Origin of the sequence: Acetobacter malorum (genome assembly GCF_002153605.1) — a bacterium.
Classification (GTDB): domain Bacteria; phylum Pseudomonadota; class Alphaproteobacteria; order Acetobacterales; family Acetobacteraceae; genus Acetobacter; species Acetobacter malorum_A.
The window spans coordinates 15,402-30,414 of record NZ_JOPG01000032.1 but is presented as its reverse complement, the minus strand read 5'-3'; the positions used below and the strand labels follow the sequence as shown (position 1 = coordinate 30,414).

The window sequence follows — 15,013 nt, the reverse complement described above, 5'->3', positions numbered from 1 at the left end:
CCCTCCACTGCAACAGCATCTACCGGACACCCAAGGTGGAAAAAGGCATTGGGGTGTTTTGAAACCCGCAGGGTGCTGGGTCGTGGCGGTGGTGTCTGTGCGGCAAGAGTGTAATCCAGAAAGCGCCACTTCCATTCATCCGGGAGTGCCTGGAAACCGTGCACAACCCCCTGACTGCCAATACCTGTAAATTTGTTGATCCGCGGAATATCCTTCCGGCGTATCAGTATATCCACTCGCGCAGCTCCAGCCTCAAGTGCGGCGGCCGCATTATCCATCGCAGAGGCGCCGGCACCAATAACAGTGACCCTGCGCCCGCAGAGAGCAGAAAAATCAATCGCATCTTCCGAATGCGCACGAAACGTCTGCGGCAAGCTTTTGAAAATTTCCGGCATATAGCCGCCACCCAGCCCGTCGCGGCCTGTGGCAAGCACAAGGTGGCGCGCCAGAACACTTTCCTCCCGCCCCTGCTGGCGTAGCAGAAGGTCCAGAAGCCCATCGCCCCGATAGCGGATGTCCAGAAGTTCTGTCTCATTTTCAACTGGAATATCCAGAACTTTTCTAAACCAGCGCAGATACTCCATCCAGGTTTCACGCGGGATAAAACCCAGTTCCGCCCAGGCATCCACACCAAAACGGGCCTCGTACCATGCGCGGAAGGTCAATGCGGGCAGACCAAGGCAGGGTCCAGTCAGCGTTTTTGGGGAACGCAGGGTTTCCATGCGGGCATATGTCACCCATGGCCCCTCACGCCCCGCCGGGGCGCGATCATACACAACATGATTCCGCACCCCATAGCGTGCAAGCATGCCGGACGCTGTCAGCCCAGCCATACCTCCACCAATAATCACCACATCGCGCACACTGCGATTGTCTACGCACCGTTCCGGCACCCAGCTTTTTGCAGGCAGTTCCAGCCAGGAAAGATCCTGCTTCAGCCGTTCTTCAAGTTTTTCAAGGCCACCGGGTAATTCAGGGGGGGAGGAAAGCGTCATACTTGCCAGTCTCCGGGCAAAGGGGATGAGGAAGGGCCACCCAGACCATGCAGAGCCTCTTCCGTAATTTCGGCGCTGACACGTTCATGCAGCATAAAGTCTGGCAACTGTGCTGCTGATGCTGTGCGCAAAGCCTCCACAACAGCCTCCAGCCCCGGCGTCAGCGGACGACCGGCGGCCTTCACAATGCCAAAAAAGAAAGGAATGGCGGTATCCAGCGGCCTGACCACGGTATCCTGCAAGAGCAGGCCACAGGCTGTGGCGGGTTCCACAATGGCAACCCCCAACTGGGCCCGCACCATGGCCAGAGCTGTGACACTGGTGTTCGTATCAATAATGGACGCAGGGAAAGCGCCTATTTTCAAAAATGCTTTTTCCACGCGGTTGCGCAGGCGATAGGGGTTGGCAATCGTCACCAACCTGCGGGAAACCAGATCTGCCAGCCTTACAACCGGGCAAGACACCAGCGGGTCAGCCCGATCCAGCACAGCCACGCAACGGGACTGCCCCACCCACAACACATCCAGTTCCGGATGACTGACGGGAAAGCTTGCAGCCCCCAGATCTGCCCGCCGTTCCATAACAGACTGAACAACCTGTTCGGCACTGACTGACTGAACATGGATCACACCCGGCAGAAGGTCGGGAGGCAGCTGCGCAAGAGCGTAAGGTATTAGTCCGGTCGCCAGAGCAGGAATTGCCGCGATCTCAAAAGACGCTGCCTGATTTTGCGCAATGGCTCCCACACGCTCATGCAGACGGCGGACGTTTGCCAGAAGCCGCTCCGCGTCCACATGGAACTGCATCCCCTGCTCTGTGGGGACAATGCGCGGTCCATTGCGATGAAACAGGGCAAACCCGAGTGACGCTTCCAGATCCTGAATAAGCCGCGTCATGGCCGGCTGCGAGCGCTCCAGAAGACGCGCTGCCCCCGTCAGACTGCCTACGGCGACCACTGCACAGAAGGCTTCAAGCTGTTTGAGATCCGGAAGATCAGTTTTCATGACTCAGGACTGTATGCGCGCAGGAAACGGGCATCAAGAAAGAATTTGAAAAATGAATGATAATCTTCTTGCTATGCGTAAACCGGATCAATATCGTGCGGAATAGAAACGATTATGGACCCGCTTCTACATGGATATCTCGTCATTCCTGTCTGCCATTGCGGCATCTGCGCGCACCGGGGCTCAAAAAACTGAGCTGACCGACGTCGTGACGATGCGTTCTGATATTCTGAGCATGAGCGCGCAGGCTAACGTTGCAGTCGTTTCCCCACAGAAGCCGGGTCGGCTTACACACAGCATTCGCACCGCTCTGGCTGCCCGCATGGCGCGCCAGTCCCGCGCACCTTCACTGGCCTCTGTTTATTGGGAAGCGCTGGAAACACTCACGCCGTCCCCCTCCCTTCTCGCGCTGGCCCACGGAGAACCGGCACCAGAACAGGATACTTTTCTGGCAGCCCTCACGCAGTATGCGGATCTGGTCACGCTGCGCCCGAAAGACGCAACCCGTGCCGATATTCTGAACCTCCGGAATGCCGGACTCACGGATGCGGAAATTGTGCATCTGGCTGAACTGATTGCCTGCGTGTGCTATCTGGCCCGCGTCACCCTTGGCATGCAGGCCATGGCTGGCACTTTGCACCCCACACAGGCCGCCGCGGCTGAACCCGCTACAGGTTTCGAAAAAGCGGAGTTCACAGCTGAACCACTGGAATGGATCCCCTACCTCCAGCCAGTGAGACTGGAAGACGCGACCGAAGAACAGCGGGACGCGATGAAAATCACGCCCTCTAATACAAAAATTTCGGATTATGTGCTGACTTTGGCGCACGATCCGGAAAGCCTTGCTGTGCGCTCCCCCCTATTCAACGCCATTATGTACGGCCGTGATGGTCTTTCTCGCGCAGGTCGGGAAATGGGCGCGCTGGGCTGCTCCATTATCAATCACTGCCTGTATTGCGCCTCAGTCCATGCCCGGCGCTTTATCCAGCTAACAAAAAGACCGGAACTGATAGAAATAATTTTTACAGAAGGCCCAGATGCCTGCCTGAATGATGAATACTGGCAGCCGATTTTTGATTTTTCTGTCAAGCCAACCCAATCCCCGGGAGCATTTGCGTCATCTGATGTCGATTTTCTCAGAGACCATGGTCTGTCTGATCTGGAAATTTTCGACTTGATTTGCGCCACTGGCATTTTTGGCTGGGCTAATCGCCTGATGCATACGCTGGGCCACTCTATTTTACCCCCCTGAGAATGGCATTTGCCTCAACGGCGTTTTTGAAAGACACCGACATGACGGACAGACCGTATACAGCCCGAACACGCTGGGGCGCCATTATTGGATCAATCGGCGGCAATGCGCTGGAATGGTATGATTTTACCATTTTTTCGTATATGATTCCCATTATCAGCACTCTGTTTTTCCCAAAATCTTCCGGAAGTGTGTCGGCCATTCTCATGTCTACCGCCCTGTTTGGGGTTGGCTTTTTTACCCGTCCTCTTGGCGGTATCTGCCTTGGTTTATATGCAGACCGCCGCAGCAGACAGGAAGCCATGACGCTCGGTATGGGCTTAATGGCTATTGCCGTGGCCCTTATTACCTGTGCCCCTACTTACGAGCAGGCCGGGATAACAGGCGCGATTATGATTGCCGTCGCCAGACTGTTGCAGGGCTTTTCCGTAGGCGGAGAGTTTGCCACCTCCACAACCTTTCTTGTAGAAATTGCGCCTCCTGGTCGTAGAGGTTTTTTCGGGTCCTGGCAGATTACGGGCCAGATCATTGCGCAGGTTCTTGGCGGAAGCGTTGGTTATCTGATGACAACATGGTGCACGCCAGAACAGGTGCACACCTGGGCATGGCGGCTTCCATTTGCTTTCGGCCTTTTTATTATCCCTCTTATCCTGACCATTCGCCTCAAAATGTCCGGTGCGGCTGCAAGCAAACGTCAGCCGGCACAAACTTCCGGCATGATAAAAAGCCTGACAACTCAATGGCGTGAAATTCTGACAGGAATGGGACTGGTCACTGCCAGTACAGTTTCCTTCTATATCATTTACGGATATGTCGTGACATACGCGACAAAAATCCTACATCTCTCGCTCACAGGCTCTTATCTTGTGCAAATGTCTGCTGCGGCATCCATGCTGATTGTGGTTCCCTTCAGTGGCTATCTTTCTGACTTTCTCAACAAGAAACTAATCATTTTTGTAAGTCTCGCGACTTATCTTGTTATTCTCTGGCCCCTGTATGCATGGCTTGTTGCGGCTCCTTCCATTACTCGCCTGATTATCATGCAAGTCAGTCTTTCTTTTGTCAGCGGGATGTTTCTCGGATCTTACTGCACACTCATCACGCAGATTCTGTCTCCTGCGTCGCGGACAACCATGCTGGCTATTGTGAATAATATGGTGGTGCTGGTGGTCGGCGGTTTTTCTCAACTGATTGTAACATGGCTTATTAGCATAAGCGGAAAAGCCATGGCCCCCGCTATTTTTGTCATGAGCGGCGTTGCAATCGGTCTGATTGCCGCAACCTACCTTTTGTTGAGCACAATTTCCGAGAAACTCCCTGAAAAGATAAGCTGAGAACAGTAAATTTCTTCCTTTCAGTTAATCACTATATTATTTAGTTATATAATTATTTTACTAAATTTAATGAGTTTTTGTTTGTCGTTTTGAAATCATTCCATATAATCATAAATTATTCGATTCACACCTTTTTCTGGTATGGCACATGATGAAGAAAAACCTTGCTTTTGGTGTTATTGCCAGTCTGGATCTGGCGGGATCCGCTTACGCTGCGACTGGTTCCACAACACAAACACTGGTCGCGGAGCCGGAATCTGTTCTGGTCTCAGGCGCTGTAACCACCGGTATTGGCGCACTTTCCAACAACACGCGTCGACACAGCACGACGCATGTTGAAGTTGTGACCGCAAAGGAGCTTATGGCCACCGGGCAGACCAATGTTATCGCGGCGCTGGCACAAATGACTCCCGCCATTAACTCTCCACCCGCAGGCGGCATTGGTTCAAACAACGTGGCCCGATTGATGATCCTCCGAAATCTGGGACCGGATGAGACTCTTGTTCTGGTCAACGGGAAGCGGCGGCATCTGGGGGCAAACTTCAACTTCAACACCGGACCTGCCACAGGGTCTCAGCCCACAGATATCAGCTTGATTCCCATCAGCGCGATTGACCATGTCGAAGTCATCATGGATGGCGCCACAGCCCTTTACGGGCAGGAAGCCATTGGCGGCGCGGTCAATATCGTTTTGAAATCCACGCCAGGCAAAGGGTCCATTAACCTGCAGGATAGTGGATATTATGCTGGTGATGGCGTTGGGATTGACGGCTATGGTGATTATAATTTCGCACTCGGTCACCACGGGGGCTTTCTGGACCTTGCGACACAAATAACTCATCAGCAACCCACAAATCGTTCCGGGTTAAATACGAGTCAGAAGTATTTTAGCCTGCCAGATGGCTCTCTGGACCCGCGTGAGCAGAAAATCGGGAACGACGTCAACCGTATTCAGGGTATCAGTCGCTCTTTATCTGAACTCTTCAGTGCAAACGGCTCTCTGCCGCTGACAGATAAAATTTCTCTCTACACCACTACCACCTATAGCCACCGGGATGTGGATGCCCCCGGCTTTTTCCGCACAGCGAATAATGATGCGAACGTCCGCGCAATCTTCCCCAACGGATTTTCTCCCCACCTGACAACGGAAGAAAACGATTTTCAGGTCAATGGCGGTATTCGCGGGAGGGATTTTCATGGCTGGAACTGGGATACCTATGTGCTGTATGGTCGCGACCAGCTCCGCTACGGCGCATATGATACAATCAGCCCAACCTATGGCCTCGACAGTCAGACAAAGTTTTATAACGGCACCAATATTGCGTCTGACCTGACAGCAGGTTTCAAAATATCACGGGACATCCCCTCCTCCATTCTGGCGAAGCCTCTGGGCGTGGAACTGGGGGGAGAATACCGGCACGATACCTTCCAGATGACTCAGGGTGACACGCAATCCTGGGGGGACGGCGGTGTTGCTATTCTGGATGGCCCTAACGCAGGCAAAGCAGCAGCTCCCGGGGCCTCTGCCTATTCCGGCACGCCTCCTTCCGCTGCAGGAAATCATTACCGGGATATTTTTGATGGTCACATCAATCTGGACCTGTGGGCCACAAAAAAATGGGAATGGACGCTAGGCGGCCATGCCACAAACTATTCTGATACGATTACGGCTTTCACCGGATCTATCGGAACACGCTACAATTTCAACAAACGGTGGGCACTCCGCGCCAATATCAATACCGGATATCGCCCGCCAACTCTGGCTGGCCTTTATTACAGCACCATTTTTTCCACTCCGGGGTACCAGTCTGCCTACGCCTCATCCACCAGCCAGATTGCTCGTCTTTTGGGGGCGGAAGGCCGTAAGGGCGAATATTCGCGCAGTTATAGCGTAGGCATAGATGCAACCCCGGTTGATAATTTCCATATTACAGCCAATCTCTATCGTATTGGCATTAATGACCGTCTGGAAAGCACGTCCAATTTTGGCGGAGCCTCTATTGAAGGGTTGCTGGAAAGCGCTGGTATTTCGGGGGTTCGTTATGTGCAGTATTATACCAATCCCGTTGATACCGTAACCAATGGCGGTGATGTTAATGCAACCTATTTGTTGAATTTGCCACAGGGCCATAGCCTGCAGTTTGGTGTGAACGTTAATATCGCTGATACGCAGATTTCCCGTTACCGTAAGACACCAGAAATTCTGGCCGCTTACGGGCAGGATTATTACAATAAATTTTCCCAGAATGATCTTCTGCATACATCTCCCAAAAACCGGGAAACACTTTCGCTGGTCTGGCACAAGGGCCGTTATACGCTAAGTATTCAGGAACAGCGTTATGGCAGTGTGACGTTTATTGTCAGCCCGTCACAACCGTCTTCAACATGGACCAAAGTTCGCCCGCAATGGAATACAGATATCAATCTTGATGTCGGCATCACAGAGCGTGCTCATGTTTCTGTTGGCGCTAACAACCTGTTTGACAAATACCCTACGCAGGTAAGCCGCGCTGCAGCTGCACCAACAGGGTCTTACCGATACGCCACATATTCTCCGTCCGGTTTCATGGGCGGCTACTACTACGTGCGAGGGTCTTTTAATTTCTAACGTGCCCAGCAACACCAAAGCGATAACGAATGCCGGCTGACCGCCACCGTAAGCGAGCTCAGCCGATATCCCGTCCTTACAGCGCCTTTGTTAACAGCCGCTAATTCCCCATAGCGGCTTTGAGGTCCACACTGTTGGTCAGCAGCTCTGCATGTGTCCGGGCAAGATTTTCTGCGCTCTCATTTTCAGGCAGAGAGGCCCTCAGTAACTCTGCTTGCGACATATCCCCCTGCTGATAGCGTTTCTGAAGAACAGCAATGCGCGTTTTTTCGCTATCAAGCAGAGACCGCTGCCTCTGATACTGAGATCTAAACACGTTTTCTCGGGATAAGAGATTTTCGATTTCAACCCACGCATTCAAAACAACGCTTTTATAGAACATCCCTGCACTTCGTTGCTCCGAACGACGGAGTTCAAGCTGGCGAGACAGACGTCCCCCATTGAAAATCGGAAGAGAAAGCGTGGGACCAAAGGACGTATTCCGTGCATTCCACCCCAATTCAGCAACGGTCAGAGCATCAAGGCTGATTTGCCCCGTCAAGGTAATCTGCGGGTAGAAATCAGCCTGAGCCATGCCAATCGTGGCCGTGGCAGCATGGAGACGAGCCTCTGCCGCCCGAATATCAGGACGTTTTCTGGCCATGTCGGATGGAATACCGACTGCCACATCGGGAATTTTCACATCCAGAAGATTTTCGGGCTTTGCGAGCTCGGGTATTTCCGCATCCGGTCGTCCTGCAGCAAGCACCGCCAAAGCCCGATGCAGAGAGGCCTGTTGCGCGACAAGCTCCTCTTTTTCATCAAGAGCTGCCTGATAGAAGCTCTGTGGCTTCTCCAGATCAATATTCGCCAGAAGACCGCGTCCGTGAACCTGTTGCGCTATGGTGAGCAGCTTTTCCGCACGCTCCAGCTTTTTTTCTGCTCTGTTCAGACGGTCAGAAACCCACAACCACTGGAAATAGGTTCTTGCAAGTTCTGCCTGCGTTGAGAGATGCATGGCGTCCATATCGGCCTGCACAGCAGAGAACTCCGCCTTGGCGGCTTCCTGCAGGCGGCGTTGCCGGCCCCACAGATCAAGCTCCCATGATGCAACCGCGCCAATACTGTAATTTGTATAGGAGACGCCCTCCGGCGCATGTAACCCTGCTTCCGGAGAAAGCCCCAGAAGAGGTTGCAGGACCTGTCCTACGCCCGCTGTTCCAATACGTTCATGCGTGTAGGAAGCCTGTCCATTCAGGGACGGAAGGCTCTCAGCCGATGCGGCGCGACGTTGTATTCTGGCGGCTCTGATCCGTTCGCGTGCCAGAGACATATCAAGATTTTGGGTTTCCGCGCGACGCATAAGGCTGTCCAGCACGGGATCGTTGAAGATCCCCCACCACGGCGCAGTGGACGTCTGATGAGCAGCCGTTGCTACAGCATTTTGCCAGTGATCCGGCAGCACCGGTTTGGGGCGCGCAAAGTCCGGCCCCATGGCGCACCCTCCCACTGCAAACAACGCGGGCAGCAGGAGCATGCCCATTCTGCGAGAAGAAATACGCTTTTCAGACATGAGCGGGAGCGCCCTGAACAGGCACGTTACGATCAAACAAGACGGCGTAAAATGCGGGAACAGCAATCAGTGTCAGCACAGTTCCGCCAACAAGACCGCCAATCATGACAATAGCCATTGGCCCCCAGAACACATTGAAGCTAAGAGGAATAAACGCCAGAACAGCCGCCACAGCCGTCAGGCAAACCGGGCGGGCACGCGTTAAAGTCGCATCAATAATGGCGTCATGGAGCGATACACTGGTGCTGTGATTGAACTGGATCTGGTCAACCAGCAGGATTGTATTGCGCATAATCATGCCCGCGAGCGCAATAAGTCCCAGTAGAGCAACAAAACCAAATGGTGCGCCTGTCAGCAGCAAACCAGAAACCATCCCGATCAGACCCAGCGGCGCTGAAAACAGTACGAGCAGAGAGCGGCTGAAGCTTTGCAGCTGGATCATGAGAACCAGAAGCATCAGCCCTCCGGTCAGTGGAAGGAAAGCGAAAATCGCGCCATCCGCCGTTGAGGAAAGCTCCACGTCTCCCCCTGTTTCAATCCTGTAACCTGCCGGGAGCCTCTTCTGCAGAGCTTCTATTGCTGGCGTTGCACGCTGCACCACTGTTGCAGGCTGAATACCCGTTGCAACACCTGACTGAACCGTCATGCAAAGTTCGCCATTCCTCTGCCAGAGGATCGGAAAATCCGTTGTGACCCGTATGGTACCAAGCTGACTGAGTGGCACCGTGGCTGCACCCGTGACGATGGGAAGGTTGACCCATAACCCAGGATCAGAACGCACGACGCGAGAAGCGCGCACAAGAACCGGAATGTGATGGTGACCGTCAGGAATATCCCCGGCAACCTCGCCGGAAATGGCAGCCTGAAGCTGTGCAGCGACGTTGACGCGATCTGTCTGAAAATAGGCCAGTTTATCTGCATCCGCATCCAGAGTGAGGCTGGGTGTCCGGTTTCCCCAATCAGCCTGCACGGAAACAGCCCCGTCAGTGCTCCGCAAAACACCATCAACCTCCTGCGCAAGTGAGCGCAACGTTTCAGGGTCCGGACCTATGATGCGATACTGCACCGGAAAGTCCGCAGTCGGCCCCAGTGACAAACGCTGGACGTGCAGATGCACGCCTACGGGAAGAGACATCGCTTCAATCTGCCGAATAAGGTTTTCTCGCGCGGTAAGGTCCTGCGCCACCAGCAGAAGTGTGGCGTGTGCAGCGCTCGGTGTGGCAGGAGCATAGGGAAGATAAAAGCGCGGCACTCCGTCCCCTATATGGGCTTCCATGTGACGTAGCGCAGCACTCCCCGCAAGACGCTTTTCCAGAATGCCCACCGCCTTATTGGTTTCCCCCAGAGCTGTGCCGGGCGGCATGGCAACGTCCACAATCACTTCCGGACGGTCGGACTGAGGAAAAAACTGCTGGTCAACAAACAGAAAACCACCACAGGCGACTATCAGGAGCACGACAGTCCCACCCGCAAAAGCGGTCTTGTAACGCAGGCTCGTCCCCAGAATGAGGCGCAGCAGTGTCGTTACGCCATGCTCATAAGAGACTGACCTGTGCTTTTTTGGCTCAGGCAGCAGATGCACCCCCAGAAAAGGGATGAACACCACCGCGACAATCCAACTAAAGAGCAGTGCCGCGCCACTGACCCAGAAAATCTCGCCGGCATATTCACCCGTTGTCGACTGAGCCAGACCAACGGGCAGAAAGCTGATGACCGTCAGCACCGTACCTGTCAGCATCGGGAACGCGGTATGGCTCCACGCGAAGGATGCCGCCTCTTCCCGGCTACGTCCCAGCTCAAGCTGTACAACCATTGCTTCAATGCTGATGATGGCATCATCCACCAGAAGCCCGAGCGAGAGGATAAGCGCGCCCAGAGAAATACGGTCGAGCCCGATATGCTCCATGCCCATATAAAGGCTCACCCCGGCCAGCGTCAGCGGCACAGAACAGGCCACAATAATCCCCGCTTTCCAGCCCAGACTGACAAACGCCACCAGAAGAACAACACTCAGAGCCACCACAAACTTGATGAGAAACGTATTCACTGCCTCCCGGATCACGCTGCTCTGGTCTTCCACCTGCTTCAGGGCCATACCTGCGGGAAGCTCTGCTGAAGCTGCCGCTTTCTGAAGCGCCTTGCCGAGCGTCAGCCCGTCTGCGCCGTCCGCCATTGCAACCGCAATCACAACAGCAGGCTTCCCTCCATAGCGGATCAGAGACGGTGCAGGATCAGCATAATCACGACTGACCTGCGCAATATCTCTGACACGCACTGTGCCGGAATGGCCTGCTATGGGCGTATTTTCAACGGACCGGACACCATCCAAAGCTCCGGAAACACTCAGAGGAATAACGGTCGTAAAATCTACCGAACCACCAGAAGCCAGCGCCGATTTACTCTGAAGTGATCTGGCGACCTGATCGAGGCTTATGCCTCTTGCGGCACTCTGTTGCGGGTCAAGATCGACAGTGATCTGCTGAGAAATTTCGCCGCTAATCTGGACTTTCCCGACACCATGAACGGTCTGGAAAATTTTCTTCAAATATTCAGATGTTTTTATAAGCTCTGCGTTTTCCCCTCCCGTCAGAGCAAACACATATCCATAAACATCCGCATAATCATCATTAGCAGCAAGAGCTACCCCAGACGGAAAACCGGGAGCCAGGTCGGACAACTTGTTACGGATTTGCTGCCAGATGACAGGAACGCGTTCCTTTCTTTCATCGTCTTTAAGAAAAACCTGCGTCACACACGCAGCCGGAACGCAATATGTGCTGAGAATATCGATGGCCTCAACATCACGCAGGCCCTGCTCCAGTGGCTCAGCAACCTGTTTTTGCATCTGTTGAGCACTGGCACCCGGCCACTGCGCAGATACAATCATGTTTTTAAGTGTAAACGCCGGATCTTCCGCGCGGCCCAGGTGGAAAAAACCGTACCCACCGGCAAGAAACAAACACGCCATCATGAAGCTGACAAGCGCTGGATGACCGACAGCCCACCGGGAGACGTTGAAACGCTCCATCATTAGCGTTCACTCACCTGACTGATACACTGAACGGCCTGATCCTGATGGAGGGACGCATCGCCATTGGTGACAATCCGCTCACCGGCTGTCAGGCCTTCAACCAGCGCATCCGCCCCCCTAACCCCGGCAACCTGAACGCGCCGCAGAACAAGATGAGGCTCCTGCCCTTCCGTCACGCCCCAGAGATGCCCATGTGTCTGATCGTCTGAAACCAGAGCCGTCAGCGGTACACGCACCACATGGGACACATCATGCGGTACCAGACTAACCGTAACGAGGCTGCTGACTGCTACGGGAAGTGGTTGATCCAGGATCAGTTTGACGTCCTGCGTCTGGCTTGCGTCATCAACCGCGCCAATTTCTTTGATAACGGCATGAACTGACTGGCTCTTCTGGCCAACAGGCACGCTAACTTCTGCGGCGTCACCAACCGTCCAGAATGAGGATGATGGAACCTTGAAACGGACTTCAGGTAATCCTGCGGACATCCGCACGATTTCACTCCCGGCCCCCACGAGGCTGCCCGGAACGCCAGTAACACTGATGATCCGGCCATCTTCGGGGGCGCGAATTCTGGTTTCAGCCACCTGAATCTGAGCCTGCGTCAAGGCAGCCTGAGCCGATTTATATTTCCCCTGTGCCAGCCGCCATGAAGACGCACGTTCTTCGACTGTTCCTGAGGAAACCCCCCCTATCGCGTCCAGCCCTCTGCTTCTTTTATAGGTTGCTGCGGCCTGATTGAGTTCGGCGCGAGCAGCATCAACCTCTCCCTGAGCCTGAGCGGCCACCTCCAGCAGAAGTCTGTCTTCAAATATGGCCAGAACGTCACCCTGATGAACATATTGGCCGCTGACAACAGAAAGTGTTGTCAAACGTCCAGCCTGCGTTGGAGCGAGAGGAATAGTCCTGCCTGTTCCATAATGTCCGACAAAGACAACCTTCTCAGGTGATGCTTCCTGCACCTTGAGAACCTGCACGGCAGGAAGAGACGTATGCTTTGCCGGGGATGATGTCGGCTTGCAGCCCACAAGGCATGACGCAGCAAGCAGAGACATTACCCTTTTCAGGGTGCCTGAACAGGTTCGACAAGACATGGTAATTTCCGAAAGAAAAGCTGATTTCGTCTTACTGCGGAGACGCAATAACCGAAATGCCTAGCAAAATAAGAAGTATTCCGGCTGCCTGATGCCCATTAAGCTGGTCCCGAAAGTAAATCCAGCCAGCAAGATTAGCCAGAACAATGGAAAGACCAGCTGAGCCTGCATACACAATGCCCATAGGGACAAGGCGAAGAGACAGAGCAAGAAATACAAAGGATGAGATGTAACCGATCACCATGACAATGGTCGGAAGAATTCTGGTGAAATCCAGAGTTTCTTTTTGAGCCGCTGTCGCCACAACCTCTGAGACAACCGTCATGAAGATAAAGAAATATCCTCGCATTTTAGCGCGCTTTCTCCGGAGCCTGCGTTAACTGCGCCATCAAGGTATGGAGACCGTCACGGGTCTTCTGATCCAGAATGTCAGCCTCCAGAATGTCCCAGAGAGAAAGACCATCAGCAGCCATACAGGCGAGCAGGAGCGCTGGCGTCATGCCATCAAACAGACCAACGGACCGGATAACGCTCCAGTAATGCTGTATCCATTCCTGACTGAGCTGAGGGTCAATCAACATCGCTGCTAACAGATGACGAATGATGACCGGCGTCTCATGTGTGCCAACCTGATTGAGCCCAATATACGCCCGCGCAGCCCGACCAAACTCGACAAGGTCTTGCTGCATAGACGTCAGAATTTCATGCTTGAACAGGTCCATTTCACGCATAAACAGACCGTCAAGCAGGGCTTTCTTGTTGGGAAAATGGTGCAGCAAACCGCCTTTGCTGACATTTGCCTCTTTTGCCACCAGGTCCAGCGTAAAAGCCTGAATACCGTTCGTGACCAATATCCGCCCTGCTGCATTGAGCAGATCGTTTTTGACCACCTCGGGTTTGTTGACGCGTTTGGGTTTTCTGTTCATGCAAAATTACATACCGTCTGGACGGTATGTTTTCAAGAGAAAGAATACTAAAATATCTCAGGGGATCCCCACCAAGCGGTGTTTCCGGCAATTCTTTCTTTTGCACTATTATAGCCGAACAAAACGCTGTGTTCCCGACGGCTTGCGCGGCGTCCCGCCTTGATGATCGTCCTTTCGGCTCAGTCTTCTCTCTCACCGCCGAGGCTGCACCGGCTGAAGATTATGGATGGGAGCATCGAAACACCCCGCTACCATCCATCACCCCAATAGCGACAGACCGCAGGCCAGATCACATAGTCTAAATTTTCACTTTCTATAGAACTATGGTTTATGGACAAACTGACTTTTCCGCCCATCAGTACTTACAGGCACATCTCCCTTAACAGTTATACGCCGCAATTCACGTGCCTGTTGGTCAAAGTCTGCTGGAGCATAATGTTGTGTCGCCCGGTTGTCCCAGATGGCAACGTCTCCTTCCTCCCAACGCCATGTTACCGTATTTTCAACCTGAGTAATGTAACCTTGCAAAATATCCACCAGCGCGTTTGCTTCCCGCGTTGGAAAACCGTCTAACCCAATAATAAAATGGCCCAGAACAAGCGTTTTTTCTCCGCTTTCCGGGTGCACCCGCACCACCGGATGCTCTGTTACATATAGCTTAGAAAGGAACTCTGCCCGAAAGGCTGCGATTTCTCCCTTTTTTCCATCAAATTTATAATAATTTGTATCATAGTCGTTCGAATGAATACCCCATGCCGCCTCTGCCAAGGCCTTTAAAGGCGGCGGCAAATCATCATAGGCGGTGGCCGTATTGGCCCAGATTGTCCCCCCACCATAAGGTGGAATATGAAGCGCCCGGAGAATGGATGCTTTGGGGTAATCCGGCACAAAGGTCACATCCGTATGCCAGGAATCTGTTGAGCGCCCGTGGCGGGACTTAAGCTCAAACGTGTATTTTGTACCCTTAGGAGCCGCGATAGTGGGATGTAAAATTGGCTCACCAAAAACACGGCTAAGTGCTTCGTGCTGGGTATCATCCAAAAACTGTTTTTTAAGGAAAATTACTTTATTTCGCACAAGCTCTGTGCGCAAAAAAGTTTTCTGCTCTTCTAAAAGAGGCTGCTTTGCATCAATACCATGCACAACCGCCCCCAGACGGCTTCCAACTTTTTCGACAGACAGACGTGTTTTTTCAAAAGATGAAGACATCAGAGGAA

General features: G+C 53.3%; 11 protein-coding genes. 3 read left to right on the top strand and 8 right to left on the bottom strand.

Features of this window, described 5'->3' with window-relative positions:
* The coding region (locus tag HK23_RS12610; RefSeq protein ID WP_086654238.1) for an FAD-dependent oxidoreductase at nt 1-995 on the bottom strand (995 nt) is incomplete at its 3' end.
* On the bottom strand, nt 992-1,999 hold the full coding sequence (locus HK23_RS12605; protein ID WP_086654237.1) for a LysR family transcriptional regulator: 1,008 nt from the start codon (nt 1,997-1,999) through the stop codon (nt 992-994). The genes HK23_RS12610 and HK23_RS12605, both read right to left, overlap by 4 nt.
* A 130-nt stretch (nt 2,000-2,129) precedes the next feature.
* On the opposite strand from HK23_RS12605, the gene HK23_RS14805 reads away from it, so the two are divergent.
* The 3 genes from HK23_RS14805 (at nt 2,130) to HK23_RS12590 (ending at nt 7,193) form a co-directional block, all read left to right on the top strand.
* Nucleotides 2,130-3,251: a CMD domain-containing protein gene (locus HK23_RS14805; protein ID WP_256940198.1), complete on the top strand. Its 1,122-nt coding sequence runs from the start codon at nt 2,130-2,132 to the stop codon at nt 3,249-3,251.
* A gap of 41 nt (nt 3,252-3,292) precedes the next feature.
* Complete coding sequence (locus tag HK23_RS12595) at nt 3,293-4,585, top strand: MFS transporter (RefSeq protein ID WP_086654242.1); 1,293 nt, start codon at nt 3,293-3,295, stop codon at nt 4,583-4,585.
* Between the two features lie 148 nt (nt 4,586-4,733).
* Nucleotides 4,734-7,193, top strand: coding sequence for a TonB-dependent receptor plug domain-containing protein (locus HK23_RS12590; RefSeq protein WP_256940197.1), 2,460 nt, complete (start codon nt 4,734-4,736; stop codon nt 7,191-7,193).
* Between the two features lie 100 nt (nt 7,194-7,293).
* Here HK23_RS12590 and HK23_RS12585 read toward each other — a convergent pair whose 3' ends face one another.
* From HK23_RS12585 to HK23_RS12560, 6 genes are all read right to left on the bottom strand, one after another.
* Nucleotides 7,294-8,745: an efflux transporter outer membrane subunit gene (locus HK23_RS12585; RefSeq protein ID WP_086654236.1), complete on the bottom strand. Its 1,452-nt coding sequence runs from the start codon at nt 8,743-8,745 to the stop codon at nt 7,294-7,296.
* Nucleotides 8,738-11,776: an efflux RND transporter permease subunit gene (locus tag HK23_RS12580; RefSeq protein WP_086654235.1), complete on the bottom strand. Its 3,039-nt coding sequence runs from the start codon at nt 11,774-11,776 to the stop codon at nt 8,738-8,740. Before HK23_RS12580 ends, HK23_RS12585 begins: the two co-directional genes overlap by 8 nt.
* Nucleotides 11,776-12,831 (bottom strand): efflux RND transporter periplasmic adaptor subunit, encoded by a 1,056-nt coding sequence (locus tag HK23_RS12575; RefSeq protein WP_086654234.1) that lies wholly within the window; start codon nt 12,829-12,831, stop codon nt 11,776-11,778. The genes HK23_RS12580 and HK23_RS12575 overlap by 1 nt, the downstream gene beginning before the upstream one ends.
* A 70-nt stretch (nt 12,832-12,901) precedes the next feature.
* Complete coding sequence (locus tag HK23_RS12570) at nt 12,902-13,219, bottom strand: DMT family transporter (protein WP_063908296.1); 318 nt, start codon at nt 13,217-13,219, stop codon at nt 12,902-12,904.
* Nucleotide 13,220: 1 nt separating this feature from the next.
* Nucleotides 13,221-13,796, bottom strand: coding sequence for a TetR/AcrR family transcriptional regulator (locus tag HK23_RS12565; RefSeq protein WP_086654233.1), 576 nt, complete (start codon nt 13,794-13,796; stop codon nt 13,221-13,223).
* 321 nt (nt 13,797-14,117) lie between these two features.
* The gene (locus HK23_RS12560) at nt 14,118-15,005 is read right to left on the bottom strand and encodes a TauD/TfdA dioxygenase family protein (RefSeq protein ID WP_086654232.1); all 888 of its coding nucleotides are present in this window, start codon (nt 15,003-15,005) and stop codon (nt 14,118-14,120) included.
* Nucleotides 15,006-15,013: the final 8 nt, after the last annotated feature.

What these genes read in the sequence shown, in the direction of transcription:
- HK23_RS12605 (WP_086654237.1), bottom strand. Translation starts at nt 1,999, where the DNA reads ATGAAAACTGATCTTCCGGATCTCAAACAGCTTGAAGCCTTCTGTGCA.
- HK23_RS14805 (WP_256940198.1), top strand. Translation starts at nt 2,130, where the DNA reads ATGGATATCTCGTCATTCCTGTCTGCCATTGCGGCATCTGCGCGCACC.
- HK23_RS12595 (WP_086654242.1), top strand. Translation starts at nt 3,293, where the DNA reads ATGACGGACAGACCGTATACAGCCCGAACACGCTGGGGCGCCATTATT.
- HK23_RS12590 (WP_256940197.1), top strand. Translation starts at nt 4,734, where the DNA reads ATGATGAAGAAAAACCTTGCTTTTGGTGTTATTGCCAGTCTGGATCTG.
- HK23_RS12585 (WP_086654236.1), bottom strand. Translation starts at nt 8,745, where the DNA reads ATGTCTGAAAAGCGTATTTCTTCTCGCAGAATGGGCATGCTCCTGCTG.
- HK23_RS12580 (WP_086654235.1), bottom strand. Translation starts at nt 11,776, where the DNA reads ATGATGGAGCGTTTCAACGTCTCCCGGTGGGCTGTCGGTCATCCAGCG.
- HK23_RS12575 (WP_086654234.1), bottom strand. Translation starts at nt 12,831, where the DNA reads ATGTCTCTGCTTGCTGCGTCATGCCTTGTGGGCTGCAAGCCGACATCA.
- HK23_RS12570 (WP_063908296.1), bottom strand. Translation starts at nt 13,219, where the DNA reads ATGCGAGGATATTTCTTTATCTTCATGACGGTTGTCTCAGAGGTTGTG.
- HK23_RS12565 (WP_086654233.1), bottom strand. Translation starts at nt 13,796, where the DNA reads ATGAACAGAAAACCCAAACGCGTCAACAAACCCGAGGTGGTCAAAAAC.
- HK23_RS12560 (WP_086654232.1), bottom strand. Translation starts at nt 15,005, where the DNA reads ATGTCTTCATCTTTTGAAAAAACACGTCTGTCTGTCGAAAAAGTTGGA.